Source organism: Polaromonas sp. CF318 (assembly GCF_000282655.1).
GTDB lineage: Bacteria > Pseudomonadota > Gammaproteobacteria > Burkholderiales > Burkholderiaceae_C > Polaromonas.
Genome location: NZ_AKIV01000137.1, coordinates 1 through 14,328, shown reverse-complemented (window position 1 = coordinate 14,328; position 14,328 = coordinate 1). Strand labels below are relative to the sequence as shown.

Sequence of the window (14,328 nt, the reverse complement as noted above, 5' to 3'; positions counted from 1 at the left end):
GCCCATGTGGTGCGCCGCCGCCGGCCACCCCGGATCGGCCTCGTACGCCGGCAGTCATTTCTTTTTTACTTCAGACAGCCACTCGTCCAGTTTGTCAAGAAGCTTTTCACGGTCAAAGTGCTTTTCGTAGTACTTCCGGCCATTGTCTCCTAATACCTTGCGTCCGGAAGAGTCCATTTTATAGATTTTCAGCACGGCCTCGGCAAGTCCCCGGGCGTCTTCGGCTGGCACGGCCACACCTGCACCGGAGAGGTTGACGACACGGGCTCCTTCGCCGTCCAGGGCGGCAACAATGGGTTTTGCGCAAGCGAGGTAGGACTGGATTTTGGACGGAATGGTCAGGGCAAATACCGGGTCCCGGCGCAGGCTGGCAAACATCAGGTCGGCCTGTGCGAACCACTCCGGCATGGCCGCCAGCGGGAAATGCCCCACCAGGTGAATATGGGCGCCCAGCCCGCGCCTGGCCACTTCTTCTTTAAGCCATGTCGCCAGGCGGCCGTCTCCGACAACAATCCAGTGGATATCCGGGTGGCTCCGGAGGATTTCCGCGGCTGCCAGCATCGTCTCGATGGACTGCGCCGCTCCGATATTCCCCGCAAACATGATGCGAAAGCCGGTGGGCAGGGCCGGGGCGGTCCATGCCTGCCTGGCGGGCGGGGCCTGGTAAATTGCCTCCGCGCTGTTGGGGAAATACCGGATTTTGTCCGCGTCTACGCCCAGATCCAGCAACGGCTGGACAAAGGCTTCGGATTGGACCAGCACTTTCGCGCAACCCCGGTAAATCCAGCGCACCAGGCCGGCCACCGCGTTCAGGGCCCGCGGCGACTTGACCGCACCGGTGGCCGAGAGGCTTTCGGGCCACAAATCCTGGACCCAAAACAGGATGGGCGCACCTTTTAAACGCGAAATGACCCGGGCCGGGATGCCGACCGTCACCGGCGAAGGTTCAAAAACCAGAATGGCATCGTAAGGCCCTTTGCAGCGCCAGCCGCCCAGCAGGCTTGCCGTCAAGGCAAACGAAAAGTAGTTGAGGACAAGCCGGATGGCCCGGCCATTGCCCCGGGGTACCAGCGGAACGCGGATGACCTGCGCGCCGCCGAACCGGCCTTTGTAAGGGCCTCCAAAGCCAAATCCCGGGGACAGCTTGCCGGAAGGGTAGTTGGGAAGGCCCGTGAGCACGGTCACTTCGTGCGAGCGTTCAAGCAATCCCTCAACGAGATCGTTGATCCTGAAGTTTTCCGGCCAGAAGTACTGGCTGATGACGAGCAGCCTCATGCGCGCGCTTTGCCGAGGATCTGCTCATACAAGGTCACATAACGTGCCGCCTGCATGTCCCACAGGTATTTTTCGCGCACCAGCGCTTCCAGGCGAGCGGCTGCTGCGCGCATGGAGGCTGGCTCGGCCAGCAAAGCCGCCAGCCCGCCGGCCAGCGCCTCCACGGAGGGCTCCACCATGGTTCCGGCGCCCTGGGCCGCGATGCCCTCCAGGCCGCAAGCATCGGTAAACAAAGTCGGTGTGCCGCATATCCCGGCCTCAAGCACAACAATGGACATGGCTTCACGGCGCGACGGAATGGCCATCAGCGTTGCCGCCCTCAGGGCTGCCGTCTTGTCCGCCCCGGCCAGGTAGCCGGGGAAATGTATTCTTTTTTTCAGGAGGGGGCTTTGCCCGGCGCTTTCCGTCAAGGACGCCTGCAGTCCTCCATCCGGGCCGGCAAAGATCAGGTGGAACTCGGGGAAGCGGCTTGCGACCCTGGAAAATGCTTCGAGCAGCAGGTCCGGCCCCTTGATCGCGTTAAGCCTGCCCAGGAACAGGACATAAGGAGCGGTCCCGATCTGGAAGCGCTCGCGAATCCCGCGCTCCGCGTCCGGGTCGCCGGTGTACTGCCTGGGATCGATTCCATTCGGGATTACCGTCACACGTCCGGCCGGCACCCCGTATGCGGCGAAGTCCGCGCGTTCCTGCTCGGTGATGGCCACGCATGCCGCCGCGGACTGGGCCAGCTCGCGGCCAACCCATGCATCGTAGGCGCGTTTGAGTTTGAGGGAGCGGCCGAAGGTTGTCAGCGCCCCGGCGGGGCAGAAAACAACGGGCTTGCCCTGCCGGCGGCAGGATTTGTGCACGAATGCATTCAAGAGGGTCCAGTGCCCCGAGAGATGGACCACGTCCGCATCCGCGACCAATGTAGGGATGACACCCGGTGATGCCCACGGCACAAAATACCGCCGGTTCAGGCAGGGCAGCGCCACCACCTTCACATTCTCCAGTTCATCTCGTCGTGCCTGGCTGAGGCCAATGTCAAGTGCCAGCACGGTGGTCTGGATGCCCGCTCTCTGCAGGAAGCGGCTGAGCTGAAAAGTTCGCTCGGCGGTGCCCCCTCCCGTTTCCGGATCCAGGAGGTGGTTGACGTTCAGCACTTTCATGGCGTGTTGTTGCCATGCGGGGCTATGTGCGTCGCCGCGAATTGCTGCAGCGCGGCTTTCAGCGTCACCGGCTTGACGAATCCGGCGTTTGACAGTTTGTCGCAGCGGTATTCCGTCTGGGTGTTGACGTTGGCGCGGCCCATGAAGCGCATCAATGTCTCCAGCAAGAAGCGGGGCAACGGCAGGCGGGGGATACGGTAATGCGGCAGTTTCAGCTCATCCATGAGCACCCGCTCGACATCGCGAAAATTGTTGAAAGGATCGTCGTCGTCGGACACGATGAACATTTCTATGCCGTCCGGTCCCGGCCTGGCGCCGATGAACCTGAGCGCGGCAACCACGGTTTCCACAGGAACAAGGTGCGTCTTGCGCCGGCCGAACATGGAGGACCGCAAATAATTGACGGTTCGGCTTCCCTCGACCAGTTCATCCAGCAGCTTGATCAGCGCTTCACCACCTTCGCCGAATACCGCGGAGGGCCGGATGATGGTGACCGGGAATCTCCCCCCCACCTTGTCGGCCAGCACCTGTTCTACGCGCAGCTTCACCTGGCCATAGGCATCCAGCGGGGTGCAGCGCGAGTCCTCGGTCAGAATGGTTTCATCCGCCCGGCCGTAAACAGACACCGTGCTGCAATGGATCAGGTGGGCAATCCCGGCGTTGGCGCAGACTTCGATCATCTCGGCTGTCGCCTCAACGGCCGCTGCGCCCGCCCGGGTGTTGGAGAAGGCAAGGTTGACCACGATGCAATCCTTCTCCACCAGCCTCTCCCAGGTCTCGCGGTCGGCCGTGTCGCCGACAACCCATTCGATGCCGGGGACCCTGTCTTTGGCGTCGGGCTGCTTTCGGGTCAAGGCCCGGACCCGCACTCCGTCCGAGACCAGGCTGGCGACCAGATGGCGGCCGATAAAACCGTTTGCCCCGGTGACCACAAAAAGTGTCATGCCAGCATCTCCTTGACCTCGTCGGCCAGGCGGGCCGCCGCGCCGCCATCCAGGCGGTACAGGTAGCGGTGCCTGAGCCGCTCTCTTCCTTCGGCGTCGGCCTCCCGGTCGGCAAGGTAGCGTGCGCAGGCTGCGAGCAGTTCAGCAAGGTCGCGGGCAAACATCATTCCCGATTCATGGCGCAATTCGCGCAAATGCTCAAGATCATAAGCGCGGGCCGGCCGGTCCCAATAGGGCAGGCCCGCGTCTTCCCAGGCGAGGCCTATGGTCGGCGTATCCAGCGCCACGGCGTCCAGGTTGATGGACCCCGCGGACGCGATGACCAAGCCCGCATGGCGGACCATGGAGGCCAGGTGGCCGAGAGGCCCCAGGTCGGGGGGGTCGACCACGACCCGCTCCATGTCCAAGGCCCATCCCCAGCGTGCGCGCCAGTCGCGGTCCTGGGGGTGGCAGCGGCAGATGAGGGTGACGTCCGCGCCGAATGTATTCGCCTGGACCTGCATGGCCAGCTGTTTGAACACTTCCGGCTCGTGCAGGCCCAGCCTTGGCGCGTTGGCCGCAAACAGGATGTAGCGGTGCGCGGCGGGTATGCCCGCGCGCCGCAGCACCTCCTCGCGCGCCACCTCCGACTGGTGGAAGTAGGCGTCCATCTGCAGCCAGCCTATGGATTTTATTTTTTCCGGGGCGATCTGGTGGTATCGAACCAGTTCATCCCGCACGATGTCGTTCTGAGTCACGATGCGTTCAATGCCGGGGCACACCGGCCCCTTGGTGGTAGGCTGGTCCCAGCTTCCATTGATGCCCAGTATCCTCACCCCGAGATGGCGCGCCGCCAGGGCATAGGGCGTGATCATGTGGGTCTGCACCATGGACAGAATCATGAGGTCAGGCTGGACTTGCGCCACGAATTTCTCGACCGGCCCGAAGCTCTGCCAGCGCCGGTAGTAGCACCGGTAGAGAAATCGGTACAGGGGCAGGCTTTTCGGGAAAGGAAAGCCAAACACGCGGGACATGGGCAGGCCTTCCCGCAGATAGGTTTTGCGCAGGCTGAAGGATTGCCGCAGCCGTGCCGAGAACCCCTCAAAACCGGAGAGTGTATTGATGCGGTAGGTCAGGCCCATGTGCAAAAACAGGCCGGCCAGGTAGCGGGCGTAGCGGCCCGCCCGCAACAGCCGCGCCAGGGGGCCCTCTTCGCCGACAATCTTTGAGCGCCGCGGATGAAAGTAGGGATGCCACTTCGCCCCCTTTTGTTCCACCAGCTCGCGATCGTCGGGATTGGGGGAGGCCACGGTAATCTCGGTCTCTTCGCCCGACCCCAGGAGGCGCAGGATGTCCGTGCGCAGAAAGTTGCGCGCCATGAGCGGTGAAGGCAGTATGACCAGCACCTTCCTGTTGATTCCCGTCCCGGCGGTTCTCATGGCTGCCTGCGCTCAAGAAGCCGTCCCGCCACATGCCATATCGCAATGACGCCCACCGCGACGACGGTGTGGATCAGGGAAATGAAAGTGGCAAAAAGGCTGGTCGTAAAAAGCGTGAAGCCCAGATAGCCATACCAGGCTGAGAGCGCCCAGGAGACCGCGCCCGCGCGGAGCCGTAAAAGCACTTCCTGTATCAGGACCATGCACAGGAAGGAGATGCCGCCGAACAGCACGAAGCCCGGCCAGCCGAAATTGACATAGCCCTCGCCGGTCGCGGGCACGGGTGTGGCGCCCGCCACCGCGGATTGCGAGCTCACCTCCAGGCCGCCGAGGAACAGCTGCATCGCCGCCTCGAGGTTGAAGCGTTCGTGCGGGAGCAGCCCTTTGAGGTTCGGCAGCGTTGTCCCGTGCAGGTAGCCGTGGGCCTCCACGAATCCCACGGTGGCGGCCAGCGCCTGGGAATAGACGCCTGTTATCCGGAAAAGAAACTGGCTGGCGACCTCGCGCAAGCTGTCGCTCGCGGTATTGAAATAAATGAAGTAGGTCGCCGCTGTCGGCACGAATGCCAGGGCAATGGCGGCCAGGGTTTTGCCGTTCAGCGCGGAACCCAGGGCGCGCCCATGCCGGCCCAGATGGATGCCGTAGGCGATAAACAGCACGGCCGACATGTTCAGGATGGCCGCTTTTTCGGCCAGCAGCAAAGGAGGGACGAGGCAAGCGGCGATCCACAGCAGGTCGGAAAATTTCATGCGGCCCCGCGCGGAGGCGATCCCGATCGACAAAGCCGCGACCAGCGCTGGAAAGACCAGGAAACCCAGGCGAAAGAATGGGTACTCTTTCAGTCCGTAAGTCAGGGCCCGGAACTCGAGGATGTTGATCCGGTTGATCTTGCCGGCGAGCAGGTCGAACAGCAAAAATCGGCCGACCTTGAGGTAATACAGGAACAGGACGGTCACCATTCCCAGCGCGAGAATGGCCCGCAATATCCCATCCACCGGCGCGGCAGCCGGCGCCGCCACCGCGGCATGCCTTTTCAGGTAGACGTAGGGGCCCGCTATCGCATAGAACAACAATGCCTGCGTCAGCAGCATGATGACGAACTGGCCGCTTCCCACGGTGCCCGCGGCAACCGAAGTCCAGACCCCCTCGCTTGTCAGGTGGGGCAGGTAGTGCGTTTGCGTCATGACCTGCCAGCTTCCCGCCGCGGTAAAAAGAAACATTCCCAGGAACGTGAAGGTCACGACGGGCATGGCCGCGAGCCGGGGAAGGCGCACGGCGGCAACCAGCCCCGGCAGGTAAACCGCGAGGATCAGGAGAAACAGCAGGCCAGGATAACTCTCGGTGATTTTCATCGTGGGGCGCCGCCGGAAAAAGCGGGTTCGGGAGGCCGGCGCGTCATGTGCTCCACCTCGCCCAGGTGGAGCGGACCCGATGGAAAAAACGCCCCGTCAAGGCGCTGAGCAACAAATGCGCCGCGCGTGCTGAGAGCAGTGTCGCAATGCTTGCGCGCATGGCGGAAGCTATCCTCTGCAAAGCCATCACGGGCCGGCCGGCGCGCAAATGCAGCTGCGCGCTGGCGATGTAGCCCGTTGCGACGACCCGATGGCTTGCCGCGGCGATCCAGTCAGGCAGGCCCGCGGTGGCGACGAAGCGGTGGGTCATCAGGACGGGTTCATCCGCCCTGCTGATGTTGGTGGACTGGTAGGTCGCGGAGCCTTCGTGAACACGGAATCCCGCCAGCACCTTGGGTATCCTCAGGAAATTTCCGACCAGGGAAAGTCTCAGCCAGAAATCCAGGTCGGGGTTCTGGCGCAATTCCGGATTCCAGGGCCCGGCCCGCAGGAAAGCTTCACGCCGGAAGAAGGCCCCGGGCCCGGGCTGGCAGACCAGGTCCAGTACAAGGTCCCTCGCGTCAAAGTCGCGCGCGGCGATGGTCCTGACGGACCGCGAATGCTCATCGATCAAATCGAAATCGCTGTAGGTCGCGACGATCTCCGGCCGGGAATTCAGCACGGCCACGGCTTCGGACACCGCCTGCGGCTTAAGGACATCGTCGGCGCTCAGGTACGCCAGAATCTCTCCCGTGGCCATGCTCCAGCCCTTGTTGAGGGTGGCCGATTGCCCCATGTTGGCCTGGCTTTCCCAGCGAAAGCGCTCTCCGTAAGCGCGTAGCATGCCGGGCGTCGCGTCGGTCGAGCCGTCATCCAGCACGATCAATTCCACCTGGGGATAGTCCTGGGCGAGGATGCTCTCTATGCACTCCTTCAAATAGCCTGCGTGGTTGTAGGCCGGTACGACGATGGAAACAAGGGGCGTGCTGTTCATGGCGAATTATTTGGTGGCCGTCCGCCGCGGGATGCGCGCAAGGAGCTTGCCGCGCTCTTCGGTGGTCAGCAGGTAGCGCCACTGCCAGCCTGCCAGGCCGGCGATCAGAAGCAGGGCGAGCAGGCACTTGACGGCAAATGGCGTTGCGCAGGCGGTCAAACCGCTTGCAATTATCGTTGCAGAAAGCAGGAACAGGCGAATCGGCGAGATGCCCGGCCAGCGACCCGGGTGCGCCTCGGTCCGATGGAGGGAGAAGCTCAAGGCCAGCCATTCGATCGCGGCCCTGAGCGCCCAGGCCGCGGCGGCACCGGTGATGCCGTAGCGCAGGATCAGACTCGAGGCCAGCACGGCATAAAAGGGTAGCTCAAGCAGCTGGATGCTGCCGACGATCCTGGCGCGGCCCGAGGCCTGCAATGCGGTCAGGGGGACCTGCGCGAGTATGTTGATCCAGACGCCGATGGCAAGCCACTGCATCACCGGGGCGCTGTGTGCCGCGATATGCGGGCCGACCCACAGGCGCAGGAGGTCGTCGGCAAATATGACCACCACCAATGTCGCCGGCGTTGCCGTGACCAGCAGCCAGCGCAGGGTCTGGTCGCAAAGCCGGTGCAAGTCATGCCCCTTGCTGGCGCTCATCAGGGGGTAGGCCGCCCCCAGCAAGCTGGCTGAGAGCACCCACATTTTCGTGACCACTTCGTAGGGCACCACATAGTAGGTGACCGCTTCCAGGGACACCAGCCGCGCGATCAGGCCGCGGTCCAGCATCATGATGGCCGGAACCGCGATGCTGGTGACGGTGAGCCAGCCCCCGTCCTTCAGCAAATCCGTCATCGTGCCCCGGCGCGGCGACCGGTGGCCCGGCTGCAGCGGGACCGCCCGCCGGCACAGCTCGGCGTAGGCCAGCGTCGCCAGCCAGCGTGACAGGGCGATCACCGCGATGACGGCATCGATCCTGTGGGTGAATTGCAATGCCAGCAAGGGCGCGAGGTAATTCAGCGCGCTGATCGGCATTTTCACCGCATTGACCAGGTCGAATCGCTGTTCCGCCTCCAGTGGGCCGCGCAGAGCCGAGGCCAGCACCAGCGCCGGCACCGAAAACGCCAGCCAGTAGAAAGCCGCATAAGCCTCGTCCCGCAGCGTCGGCGAGATGGAAAAAGCGATGTCGACAAACCAGGGCACCGCGGCGGCGAAAAGCAGGCCCCCCAGCGACGCCAGGCCCGCATGCACATAAAGGGAATTCCAGAAGACGCTGGCATGTTCGTCCTCGGCGGAGGCTTTGCGCAAAGCCGCCATGCTGCGCGTGGTGGCCCGGCCGACCCCGAAATCGAACAGCGCGAAGTAGCCGGTGACCATCCAGCCGAGCGCGAGTATGCCGAATCGCGCATCGCCCAACTGGCCGATCAGCAAGGGCATGGCCACGACCGCCGCGAGGATGGGCGCGCCCAGCCCCGCCAGGTTCCAGGCCGTATTGGTCAGCATGCGGGAACTGCTCACAGGGCGGGACTGGATGGGTGTTGCAGCAGTGGAAGCAGGTGCCTGGCCATCTCCAGGTCAATCGGATCGTCGATGTCCAGTGATGACAAACGGTCCATTTCAAAGCCCAGCACGCGTTCCCCGTAGAGCCGGCCGTGCAGTTGGGCGTCGGAGGCGGAAACGATCAGGATGGCGGGGCCGTTTCGGGCGAACAGTTTTTCCTTTTCCTGGCGCCGCAATTTCTGCCCGACCGGGGATTGGAGCATCAGCGGCGCCGAAGGCCCCAGGGGATGCATGAGGGAGGCCGGGACCATGTTGTGCGGCACGGCCGTCACGCTCACCAGGGTGTCCGGCCTTTCTTGGCCAAACAGTGCAATCGCTTCGGTGAGTTGGGCGGCGCTGCGAAACGGGGAAGTCGGTTGCAGATACGCCACCGCGTCATAAGCCTCACCGCCCGGCGTCTTGAGTTCCTTGAGCGCGTGCAGGATCACGTCGAGCGCCGGCGCGTTGTCGCCGGAAAACTCCGTCGGGCGCAGGAAAGGCACCTCGGCGCCGTGCTCTATCGCAGACGCCGCGATCCTTTCGTCGTCGGTCGATACGATGATTCGATCCAGTCCGTGCGCGGCCTTCGCCGCGGCGATGGTCCAGGCGATCAGCGGCCGCCCGCCGAGATCGGCGAGGTTCTTGTAGGGAATGCCTTTCGACCCGCCCCGGGCCGGGATCACAGCAGCGATGCGCAATGGGCTCATGGACATGGGGAAAACGGATAAACCGTCCTTGTCTGCTCGGATGGAATGCACCGGCCGGTGCCGGATCTCACCGGATTTTGGCCCGGTAGCGTATTTTCCGGCGTACCGTGATGACGTGGATGGCCTTGCGGAAAAACCAGTCCAGGCCGAGCCACGCGCGAATCAGGAGATTTTTGTCGAAGTGAAACCCGTCGACCGAGCGGCCGTGCCAGACGCCGGCGGACACGGATACCGGGCGCAGCTTTTCACCGTTCAGCCAGGACAGGGCCCGAGGCGCGTCGCCACTGGGGGCTTTTCGGCAAATCAGGTTCATGGAGTAGCCGAAAAGCGTGCCGCGCGGGGTGTCGAGCGATGCGACTTCCTGGTAGCCGTACTGCTGCAGCGTTGCGTGCAGCGCCGCCGGGTTCAGCCGCAAAGACAAGCGCTCGAAAACCGACTGGTCTTTCGGTGAGTACAGGTATTTCCCAGCCACCGAACTGGACGCATCCATGGAAAACTTCACCTGCAGTTCCCCAAGCGGCGAACGGGTCACCAGGTTGAAAAAATCCCCCTTGAATTGCGTGTTCAGCAAAACAATCAACGGCTTGCCCGGGTCGGCCAGCTCTTCGAACATGTCGAACACCAGCAGCGGGTCTTTCAGGTGGTACAGAAGGCCGTGGCAAAGAATGATGTCGAATTTCCCCAGCGACCTGATGCCCTCGATGTCGGTGGCGGCGCAGTGCACAAGCTTGTAGTTGCTGAAGCCGTGGTACTGGCCCAGCAGGAATTCGGCCCGGCGCAAATGCTCATCGCTGATGTCGATCCCGACAACTTCCTTAAAGCCCATTTTGGCGATGAGCGCCGTGTAATGGCCTTCCAGGCAGCCCATGTCGAGCACGCGCAGCTGGTCCGCGCTGCGGCCGCCAAGCACGGCTTCAAACATTGCCGTCAATTCCGCGCGCGAGTCGAAATTCCGCTCGATGGCCGCGATGCTTGCATCCCCTTCGATGGGCGCGCTGCGGCCATTGCTGTGGCCATAGCGCCACGGTTTCAGGCGCTCCACGCCTTCGGCGATCGAAGACTCGTCGGCGACAGCGCCTCGCTCAAGCATTTGCATAACCGGCTCCCCCTGCATTGGCGTACTGCTTAGTACGTGATGACTTTGTTGATGTTGAATGTTGCGGTCGCCAGAATCTCGGCGATACGCGGCCCTGCATGGCCGTCGCCGTAAATGGGGTTCGAGGGCAAACGCCCCGTCTTCAGGCGGTCACGGATGGCCGCCAGGATTTCAGCCTGGGTGTAGCCGGAATCGACCACGTTCTGCCCGCGCTCCCGCGCCGTCTGGCGTGAGCCGATGTTGACGGCGGGCGTCCCGATGAACGCTCCTTCGCGAATCGCGCTCGAGGAGTTTCCGATCAAGCAGCGCGTGCGGGCCATGAGCGGCATGTAGATTTCAGGCGGGAGGTTCTTCACGTACCTGAAAGGCGCGTCCGGGTGTTGTTCGCGGAACTTGCGGATGCCGCGCGAGACGTCCTCGGAACCGGCGTCGGCGTTGGGCCACAGCACCAGGGTCTGCATGCCGAGTTCGAGGCAGGCGCCCAGTGTCGCCGCAACCTGCCGTTCGCCGCTGCCGTATTCGCCGGTAACAGGATGCTGCGACACCAGCAGGAAATCGCCCTTGACGTCAAAGCTGCTGCCGACGCCTTCGCTCAGCAGCTGGTTGCTGACCTCGGTTTCGTTGCGAAGAAAGCCCGCCACGAGGTCCATGCGCGGACAGCCGACGTTGTGAACGGTATCGGGCTGCTCCCCGAGCTTGATGATGCGATTGCGGGCGTCTTCGGAGGCGGGAAAGTGAATGGTCGCGAATTTGGTGATCGCGTGGCGGATGTTTTCGTCGATGTTGCCCGACACCTCGCCGCCCATGGTGTGCGCGAGCGGGATATTCATGTAGGCCGCGGCCAGCGTGGTCGCCATGGTTTCAAAGCGGTCGCCGACGGTCAGCACCACGTCCGGCTGCAACCTCTCGAAGATGGTCGGCAACTCGATCAGGCCCAGCCCGGTGGACTTGGCCATGGTGGCCGGCGTTTCGCCCTCGACCAGCATGAACAGGCGGGCGTCGATGGTAAAGCCGTCTTTCTCCATGATGTCGACGACCGCGCCGTAGCGGTCCAGAAGCGCGGAGGCTCCGGCCACCACCTGGAGCTCCAGTGCAGGGTGAGCGGCTACGGCACGCATGACGGCCTTGATGCTGCTGTAGTTGGCCCGCGAGCCGACGACGACACAAATTTTTCTTTTCATGATTGGGTTACGGTTGTGGGGTAACGCGTTGAAGTGAATAGTCCATCAACATTCTTTCCCTGTGCCATTCGTCCGCCATGGGCGTGGTGGCGAATTCGTGGAAGCAGGGGGTGCCGAGCGTGAAGTGAAGGAGCTTGGCCTCGGGATTGGCGCCGAACTCATCGGGCAGCCAGTTCCAGACTTTGGGCAGTTCACCGATCAGATCGTCTTCCAGCCAGGTGAAGCGATGCAATTGGGCGCCCGTTGCGCCTTGCACGAATTCCGGCGTGAGGGCGCGGTTGGCAGGGTGTTCGCAATTCCACAGCACTACGCTCGACCAGTTCTTGCGGGGATAGTTTTCATTCTTGGACCCCAGGTACTTCTCGGTCATGCGGGTCTTGTAGTCGTGCTTGACCACCATCACCGCCTTGGTCGGGTCGCGAAGCTCCCACAAGCGGGTGATGTCGTCGCGCAGCAGCATGTCGCCGTCCATGAAGATGGCCCAGCCGCGGTACTCCATCAGGTGCGGAACCAGGAAGCGGCTGTAGATGAAGTGGTTGCTGCCGTCGGTGTGTTTCTCGACATAAAAACCCAGGTTGCGCAGGGCCAGCGGATTCAAGGACACGGGCTGCGAGACCTGGCGCACGATGCTGTTGCTGCACACGTGATACGCGACCGCCTCCCGGGGGTCGTATCCAATAAAAATCGGGATCATTCGGTATTCCTTGTCTTGTAGGGGATGGATGCCGCGCCGGGCGTTCAGACCGGGCGTGCCACCAGGTCGGCTTCGCGGATCAGGCTGTCGCTCTTGATGTCCACTTTCGCCACACTGCCGACCACTTCGTTCAGGCGCGCGGCCGGGATGCCGGAGCCGGGCTTTTTGATGCCCAGCATCTCCAGGGTGATCACGCTTCCGGCCGCGATGTTGCAGGTCGACACGACGCTCTTCTCGAAGATCTCTTTCATTTCGCGGAAGGCGCTCAAGTCGTTCTTGTCCACCGGGTTCTCCAGCATCGCCGTGATTTCGCGGATTCCCTTCACCAGCGAGGTGAATTGCGCGGGTTCCGCGGAGTGCTTGGCGTCCGAGCCGTACATGGCGCGGCTGAAGGTGAGGTGTTTCTCCACCACGGTGGCGCCCAGGGCCACCGCGGCCAGGCAGGCGTTGTTTTCCATGGAGTGGTCGGAATAGCCGACCGGCACGTCCCAGCGCGCCTTCATCTCGCCCAGCACATTGAGGCCGACGTGCTCAGGCGGGCAAGGATAGGAAGAGGTGCACTGCATGACCCAGAGCTTGTTATGGTGGCGGCGAATCGTCGCCACGGCGGCATCCAGTTCAGCCCAGGAACTCATGCCGGAAGACAGGAAAACCGGCTTTCCCGTCTTGGCGATGACGTCGAGCATGGGCAGGTTCGACACTTCGCCGGACGGAATCTTGTAGCGGCTGATGCCTATGTCTTCCAGCATCTCGACGGCTTCGGCCGAAAACGGGGATGACATGAACTCGATGCCGCCGGCCGCGGCATGCTGCGCGAGCTTTTTCCATTGCTCCAGGCTGAAGCCCGTGCGCGCGAAATATTCAAAGCGGGGTTCGCCCTTGAAGTAGGAGGGCATGGGCGCATCGCGAAGCGTTTCGGCCGCAGGCAGGTGGGTCTGGAACTTGACCGCGTCGGCGCCGCAGCTGACGGCCACATCGATCAGGCGCTGGGCATTGCCGAAACTTCCATCATGGACAGAGCCAACCTCGGCGATTACATATACCTTTTTGCTCATGGTTGCCCTTTTGTCAGATTTGAAAGTAATGAGAAAACCCGCTGCCCGGCTTGTCCGTCGATTTTCCCGTACACCAGAGACTCCTGCTGCAACCGGGCACCCAGGGCCGAGCGCTCTTGTGCCGTATGAACGAGTTCTGCCAGCATAGGCGGCAAATCCGAGGGGCCATGCGACAGGCGCAACGAGGGCAGTGCGGAAAAAAGTGCGTAATTCTGGCCAGCCCAGTCAAGGTTCACGGAGGCAATTCCCAGCATTGCCGACCAGCGCAGCGTCGAAGACCACGACGCCACAAAAATATCCGCCTCCGGCAATATTGTAGACAAGGCGTGCTGGGCAAGCCGCAGGCCGTATTGGGCGGCCAGGGGCTCATAAATTTCCCGGGACGCCTTGGGATGAAGCGACAGCGAAACATCACATTGGGTGGCTTGCAGTATTTCGAACAGCGAGCGGATTCTGGCCATGTGTTCCGGCCAGGGCAGTTGCAGGTGCTCCCCCCATTGCGGCAGCGCGCAGACCAGCTTCAGCTTCAGCTTCTGCCCGCCGGCGGCCACGCCCGGCGCGGCGCGCGCCTGCAGGCGGCGGGCGGCCATGCCGTCCCATGAGGGCTGGCCCGTGACGTGAAAGCGTGGCGCGGCGTCGTCGCACAGCGACAGGGCTTCCTGCAGGTCCGCTTCGCCCTGGACGGCGACAGCGGCTACTTTGCCGCCCCCCACTACCCAGGGCTGCAAATTGGCCATGCCTGCCAGTGCCAGGGCGGCGCTGTCCCACAGCGAGTAAAAAAGCTGCCGGCCCCAGGGGGTTTGCAGTTCATGCCGGGGATAAAAACGCGCGAAGCGGCGCCGCGCCCAGCCCAGAACCCCGGACTCCAGGGAATAAGCGGTTTTACCTCGCCGGGTCCAGGCATCGCTCTCGGCCGAGGACGAGGCATACCTGACCAGCAGCGCCGGAATGCCGCGGCGGGCCGCCGCGT

General features: G+C 63.1%; 13 protein-coding genes. All 13 read right to left on the bottom strand.

Annotated elements, in window-relative coordinates:
• Positions 1-54 precede the first annotated feature (54 nt).
• Entirely contained in the window at positions 55-1,275 is a 1,221-nt protein-coding gene (locus PMI15_RS20785; protein WP_007873909.1) for a glycosyltransferase family 4 protein, read from the bottom strand.
• The gene (locus PMI15_RS20780; protein WP_007873908.1) at positions 1,272-2,423 is read right to left on the bottom strand and encodes a glycosyltransferase; all 1,152 of its coding nucleotides are present in this window, start codon (positions 2,421-2,423) and stop codon (positions 1,272-1,274) included. Before PMI15_RS20780 ends, PMI15_RS20785 begins: the two co-directional genes overlap by 4 nt.
• Positions 2,420-3,367, bottom strand: coding sequence for an NAD(P)-dependent oxidoreductase (locus PMI15_RS20775; protein ID WP_007873907.1), 948 nt, complete (start codon positions 3,365-3,367; stop codon positions 2,420-2,422). Before PMI15_RS20775 ends, PMI15_RS20780 begins: the two co-directional genes overlap by 4 nt.
• On the bottom strand, positions 3,364-4,725 hold the full coding sequence (locus PMI15_RS20770; protein ID WP_157214696.1) for a hypothetical protein: 1,362 nt from the start codon (positions 4,723-4,725) through the stop codon (positions 3,364-3,366). The genes PMI15_RS20775 and PMI15_RS20770 overlap by 4 nt, the downstream gene beginning before the upstream one ends.
• 56 nt (positions 4,726-4,781) lie before the next feature.
• Positions 4,782-6,137, bottom strand: coding sequence for a hypothetical protein (locus PMI15_RS20765; protein WP_007873905.1), 1,356 nt, complete (start codon positions 6,135-6,137; stop codon positions 4,782-4,784).
• Between the two features lie 43 nt (positions 6,138-6,180).
• A complete protein-coding gene (locus PMI15_RS20760) occupies positions 6,181-7,110 on the bottom strand; it encodes a glycosyltransferase (protein WP_007873904.1) in 930 nt (309 codons plus the stop codon).
• 6 nt (positions 7,111-7,116) lie between these two features.
• Positions 7,117-8,589, bottom strand: a complete 1,473-nt coding sequence (locus tag PMI15_RS20755; RefSeq protein ID WP_007873903.1) for a flippase — start codon at positions 8,587-8,589, stop codon at positions 7,117-7,119.
• Between the two features lie 11 nt (positions 8,590-8,600).
• Positions 8,601-9,338 (bottom strand): acylneuraminate cytidylyltransferase family protein, encoded by a 738-nt coding sequence (locus PMI15_RS20750; RefSeq protein ID WP_007873902.1) that lies wholly within the window; start codon positions 9,336-9,338, stop codon positions 8,601-8,603.
• 61 nt (positions 9,339-9,399) lie between these two features.
• The gene (locus tag PMI15_RS24135) at positions 9,400-10,428 is read right to left on the bottom strand and encodes a methyltransferase domain-containing protein (protein ID WP_007873901.1); all 1,029 of its coding nucleotides are present in this window, start codon (positions 10,426-10,428) and stop codon (positions 9,400-9,402) included.
• A 29-nt stretch (positions 10,429-10,457) separates the two neighbouring features.
• Entirely contained in the window at positions 10,458-11,609 is a 1,152-nt protein-coding gene (neuC, locus tag PMI15_RS20740; protein ID WP_007873900.1) for a UDP-N-acetylglucosamine 2-epimerase, read from the bottom strand.
• 7 nt (positions 11,610-11,616) lie between these two features.
• Positions 11,617-12,303, bottom strand: a complete 687-nt coding sequence (locus PMI15_RS20735) for an LPS glycosyltransferase (protein WP_007873899.1) — start codon at positions 12,301-12,303, stop codon at positions 11,617-11,619.
• Positions 12,304-12,347: 44 nt separating this feature from the next.
• Positions 12,348-13,358, bottom strand: coding sequence for an N-acetylneuraminate synthase family protein (locus PMI15_RS20730; RefSeq protein WP_007873898.1), 1,011 nt, complete (start codon positions 13,356-13,358; stop codon positions 12,348-12,350).
• Positions 13,355-14,328 (bottom strand): hypothetical protein (locus PMI15_RS20725; protein ID WP_007873897.1); only part of this gene is annotated, 974 nt, incomplete at its 5' end. The genes PMI15_RS20725 and PMI15_RS20730, both read right to left, overlap by 4 nt.

What these genes read in the sequence shown, in the direction of transcription:
- PMI15_RS20785 (WP_007873909.1), bottom strand. Translation starts at nt 1,275, where the DNA reads ATGAGGCTGCTCGTCATCAGCCAGTACTTCTGGCCGGAAAACTTCAGG.
- PMI15_RS20780 (WP_007873908.1), bottom strand. Translation starts at nt 2,423, where the DNA reads ATGAAAGTGCTGAACGTCAACCACCTCCTGGATCCGGAAACGGGAGGG.
- PMI15_RS20775 (WP_007873907.1), bottom strand. Translation starts at nt 3,367, where the DNA reads ATGACACTTTTTGTGGTCACCGGGGCAAACGGTTTTATCGGCCGCCAT.
- PMI15_RS20770 (WP_157214696.1), bottom strand. Translation starts at nt 4,725, where the DNA reads ATGGCGCGCAACTTTCTGCGCACGGACATCCTGCGCCTCCTGGGGTCG.
- PMI15_RS20765 (WP_007873905.1), bottom strand. Translation starts at nt 6,137, where the DNA reads ATGAAAATCACCGAGAGTTATCCTGGCCTGCTGTTTCTCCTGATCCTC.
- PMI15_RS20760 (WP_007873904.1), bottom strand. Translation starts at nt 7,110, where the DNA reads ATGAACAGCACGCCCCTTGTTTCCATCGTCGTACCGGCCTACAACCAC.
- PMI15_RS20755 (WP_007873903.1), bottom strand. Translation starts at nt 8,589, where the DNA reads ATGCTGACCAATACGGCCTGGAACCTGGCGGGGCTGGGCGCGCCCATC.
- PMI15_RS20750 (WP_007873902.1), bottom strand. Translation starts at nt 9,338, where the DNA reads ATGTCCATGAGCCCATTGCGCATCGCTGCTGTGATCCCGGCCCGGGGC.
- PMI15_RS24135 (WP_007873901.1), bottom strand. Translation starts at nt 10,428, where the DNA reads ATGCAAATGCTTGAGCGAGGCGCTGTCGCCGACGAGTCTTCGATCGCC.
- neuC (WP_007873900.1), bottom strand. Translation starts at nt 11,609, where the DNA reads ATGAAAAGAAAAATTTGTGTCGTCGTCGGCTCGCGGGCCAACTACAGC.
- PMI15_RS20735 (WP_007873899.1), bottom strand. Translation starts at nt 12,303, where the DNA reads ATGATCCCGATTTTTATTGGATACGACCCCCGGGAGGCGGTCGCGTAT.
- PMI15_RS20730 (WP_007873898.1), bottom strand. Translation starts at nt 13,358, where the DNA reads ATGAGCAAAAAGGTATATGTAATCGCCGAGGTTGGCTCTGTCCATGAT.